Here is a 3,989-nt window from a genome sequence, read left to right on the forward strand (position 1 = left end):
AGCAGATTCTGGAAGATAATAATGATCAGGAATATACAGTAGTGTGCTTTAATATTCATAAATTTCAATACATAAATGATTTGTTTGGATATGCGGAAGGGGACAGGGCACTTACCTATGTGGCAGGGGTTATCCAGGAAAACCTCAGAGATAAGGAGGCGTTTGCCAGAATGCTTGCCGATCATTTTGTGGCACTTCTGCAGCAAAAGGATAAAAAAGAGTTAAAGAGCCGCGTGGAAAATATTATCGCCCAGCTGCAAAGCAAAACGGATTTTGGCGGAAAGCATTATGAGATTAAGGCGACAGCAGGGATATACCAGATTGAACCTGGAGTTGATGAAATTGATACAATGGTCGACAGAGCGAAGATGGCACTGAATCGCCCGGAAGGCGATTTGCTTCAGGTATGTGGTTATTATGATGATAAAATGCGGGACCGGAAGATCCGCACAAAGGATATTGAAGATCATTTTGAAACAGCACTGGAAAAGGGCGAGTTTATTATTTATTATCAACCGAAGTTTGATATTGAGAAGCAATGTTTTGAAGGAGCAGAGGCGCTGGTCAGATGGCATAGACCGGAAAAAGGGCTGATGTCTCCGGGGGAATTTATACCTGTTTTTGAGAATAATGGAACGATTGTCCAATTGGATCAATATATTTTTGAAGAGGTCTGCAGACAGATTATAAAGTGGATGAAAGAGGGATATCAGGTAACGCCGGTTTCTGTAAATGTTTCCAGACTGCACTTATACCGTCAGGATTTTGTTGACACATATCTGGATATTATAAATAAATATAAAGTGCCGGTCCAACTGATTGAACTGGAACTGACGGAGACAGTATTACTGGATAACGAAGAAATTCTGGTTGGTATTCTTGAAAAATTCCATAAGAATGGAATCCGCATTCTGATGGATGACTTTGGTTCCGGATATTCGTCTTTAAATACCCTGAAGAATATTCCGATTGATTTGCTTAAGATGGATAAGACTCTGATAGACGATTATGAAAATAACACCAGGAGCAAAAAAATTATTACCAGTGTAATTGCATTGGCACGGGAACTGGGGATTAAAGTTGTGGCGGAAGGTGTGGAAACAAAAGAACAATACGAGTTTCTGGAGAGTATTTCATGTGATTATATTCAGGGATATTACTGTTCCAGACCAATTGCTCAGATAGATTATGAAAAAATCTTAAAGCAGTAAAAGCGTCTGGTGTTGGGATCCCAGGGTATAAGCCCTGAGGATCATGTGAGTAAAAGTGGATAAGCATGTTAGACAGGCACTTCTGATGGAGTGCCTTTTCTAATAGGGATCAGCGTTCGGAGAGAACTACACCTCCCACAATAAGCAGGGCGCCCAAAAATCCGGTAGGTGTGATGTGTTCTTTCAGAATGAAAAATGCAGCAACCATGGTGATGAACGGATTTAAGTAAATATAATTGTTTGTTTTAATAATACCAATTTTTTTGATAGCTACGTTCCAGGTTAAATAGCAGATTGCGCTTCCGAGTATTCCAAGAAACAGCAGGCAGATGACAATTTCTGTATTTATTGCTACAGGGGGAAGGAGGCGCTTTTCTGATACTACCATCATAATATAGGAACAGGCAAATCCATAAAAAATTACTTTACGTGTCAGGGCGAAGTTATCGTATTTATTAATATATTTTTTCAAAAGAATGGAATAAACAGCCCAGCAAAGGGCTGCCAGAATTGCCATACCGTCACCCAGTGGATTTAATTTCAGGACTACGGCTCCGTTAAAAACGACCATAACTACACCGATAATAGCGATTAAAAAACCAAATATAATATTTTTCTTCAGCTTTTCATCTTTTGTAAAAAAGTGAGCGAGAATCGCTGTAAAAATCGGGGCAAAGGCAACTAAAATACTGACATTGGAAGCCTGAGTAAAAGATAGTGCAGTATTTTCAAAAAAGTAGTATATCGTTACACCTGACATGGAGAGCAGGAAGATTCCCACCTCATCCCTCCAGTTGTGTTTCAGTGTAAATTGCCGGTTCAGAATGCATATCAGCAGAAGTCCGATATAAGAAATAAAAAAGCGGAGTACCATAATCTGTGTAGCGCTGAAATAATCTAACAGAATTTTAGTTGCAATAAAAGTAGTGCCCCATACAATGATGGTAAGCAGTGCCAGAATATGTCCGGCGGTTTTGCGGTCTGGATTAGTCATGAAATTTAGCTCCTTCGTTTATCTTATGTAATATAGAAATAGTCTATCGATAAAAGAAAGGGATGTCAAGAGGAGGAAAGGAGATTGGAAAGGAGATTGCGGAAATCCCTGCTTGACAAATGAATTTATTTATTTTAGAATGACCATATTGAGATATGAGAATACAGCGTTGAAGAGGATTAGTACATTTTGGAAGCTTTTCAGAGAGAGAATCATTTGGTGTGAGATTCTCAAGTGGAGAAGATGGAACCTGCCTTGGAGCTTTGCATGAAAATGCAACGTTGTTCCCGGCGTTAACGGGAATATGAGAGAATGGCCAAAGTTTGGGCTGTTAATTAGGGTGGTACCGCCGAAGTGTTTAAACTATCGGTCCCTTATGTGTCAGGCATAGGAGGATCCGGTAGTTTTTTTGTGCTTTTTTGAAGTTTATAAAGGTAGAAAAATAAGAAAAGCGGATCATCCCATAGAGCAGATTTAAAAATGAAAAGGAGAGTCAGAACAATGGCAAAGGACAAGAAATTAGTAGAAGCCATCACTTCGATGGAAGAAGATTTTGCGAGGTGGTATACAGACGTTGTTAAGAAAGCAGAATTGATTGATTATACAAGTGTAAAAGGATGTATGGTAATTAAACCGGCAGGTTATGCAATCTGGGAGAATATTCAGCATGAACTGGATCGCCGATTTAAAGAAACAGGGGTAGAAAATGTATATCTTCCTATGTTTATACCAGAAAGCCTGCTTCAGAAAGAAAAAGACCATGTAGAAGGGTTTGCTCCGGAAGTGGCATGGGTTACTCATGGAGGACTGGAACCTTTACAGGAGAGATTGTGCGTACGTCCTACCTCAGAGACATTATTCTGTGATTTTTATGCTAAGGATATCCATTCACACCGTGATCTTCCAAAAGTATATAACCAATGGTGCTCTGTTGTTCGTTGGGAAAAAACAACAAGACCGTTCCTTCGTTCCAGAGAGTTTTTATGGCAGGAAGGACACACTGCTCACGCTACAGCAGAAGAGGCTGAAGAGCGAACAAAGCAGATGTTGAATCTCTATGCTGATTTCTGTGAGGAAACACTGGCAATCCCGGTTGTACGGGGACAGAAAACAGACAAGGAAAAATTTGCAGGAGCAGAAGCGACTTATACGATTGAATCTCTTATGCATGACGGAAAAGCGCTGCAGTCAGGAACCAGCCATAATTTCGGTGACGGATTTGCAAAAGCTTTCGGTATTCAGTTTGCAGATAAGGATAATACTTTGAAATATGTTCATCAGACATCCTGGGGAATGACAACCCGTATGATCGGAGCGATCATCATGGTGCATGGAGACAACAGCGGTCTGGTACTCCCTCCAAGGATTGCGCCTACCCAGGTTATGGTGATTCCGATCCAGCAGAAAAAAGACGGCGTTCTGGATAAAGCGTTCGAAGTGAAAGATACATTGGCGAAAGCAGGACTTCGTGTGAAGGTGGATGATTCTGACAAGAGTCCGGGATGGAAGTTCTCTGAGCAGGAAATGCGTGGAGTTCCAATCCGAATTGAACTGGGACCAAAAGATATCGAAGCAGGTCAGGCTGTTATTGTAAGGCGTGACACCAGAGAGAAGACTGTGGCTGCATTTGATGAGATCGCAGATAAGGCAGCTGAGATCCTGGAAACAATGCAGACAGATATGCTGGAAAGAGCGAGAGAGCATAGGGATACCCACACTTATATTGCTCATAATATAGAAGAGATGAAACAAATCGCGGATGAGAAACCTGGATTTATCAAGGC

At 40.9% G+C, this 3,989-nt stretch carries 3 protein-coding genes and 1 other annotated feature; of the genes, 2 read left to right on the top strand and 1 reads right to left on the bottom strand.

What is annotated here, in order from left to right; genetic code table 11:
* On the top strand, positions 1-1,211 hold a 1,211-nt coding region (locus RHS_RS29160; RefSeq protein ID WP_047835189.1), incomplete at its 5' end, for an EAL domain-containing protein.
* Positions 1,212-1,320: 109 nt separating this feature from the next.
* On the opposite strand, the gene RHS_RS29165 is transcribed toward RHS_RS29160, so the two are convergent.
* Positions 1,321-2,205 carry a DMT family transporter gene (locus tag RHS_RS29165; protein WP_047835190.1) on the bottom strand — a complete coding sequence of 295 codons (885 nt, stop codon included), beginning with the start codon at positions 2,203-2,205 and terminating at the stop codon, positions 1,321-1,323.
* 160 nt (positions 2,206-2,365) lie between these two features.
* Positions 2,366-2,583, top strand: a binding site (T-box leader).
* Between the two features lie 123 nt (positions 2,584-2,706).
* Here RHS_RS29165 and proS point away from each other — a divergent pair.
* The coding region (gene proS, locus RHS_RS29170; protein ID WP_047835191.1) for a proline--tRNA ligase at positions 2,707-3,989 on the top strand (1,283 nt) is incomplete at its 3' end.

This window comes from Robinsoniella sp. RHS, assembly GCF_001029355.1.
Classification (GTDB): Bacteria; Bacillota; Clostridia; order Lachnospirales; family Lachnospiraceae; genus Robinsoniella; species Robinsoniella peoriensis.